This window comes from Marinimicrobium sp. UBA4209, from assembly GCF_002381585.1.
GTDB classification, from domain to species: Bacteria; Pseudomonadota; Gammaproteobacteria; order Pseudomonadales; family Cellvibrionaceae; genus Marinimicrobium; species Marinimicrobium koreense.
The window spans coordinates 827-1,048 of sequence record NZ_DFTP01000085.1 but is presented as its reverse complement, the minus strand read 5'-3'; the positions used below and the strand labels follow the sequence as shown (position 1 = coordinate 1,048).

The window sequence follows — 222 nt, the reverse complement described above, 5'->3', positions numbered from 1 at the left end:
GATCGCCCACGCCGAGGCGACCGGGGTGATGGTGGCCATTGGCGAAAAGGCGGCGCAAGCCAAATTTGCCGGGGTGTCCGGCGCCTCCGGGATTGCCATGGGCGAGGCGGTGGTGATAACGCCGCCGGCCGATCTGCGCTCGGTGCCCTATAAAACCTGCACCGATGTGGAGGCGGAACTCGCCTTTTTCCAGAAGTGCCTGCAGGCGGTGCGGGAAGATAT

Annotated in this window: 1 protein-coding gene; it reads left to right on the top strand. The window is 64.9% G+C overall.

Features of this window, described 5'->3' with window-relative positions:
• On the top strand, positions 1-222 hold a 222-nt coding region (locus tag B3187_RS12305; RefSeq protein ID WP_286806824.1), incomplete at both ends, for a phosphoenolpyruvate-utilizing N-terminal domain-containing protein.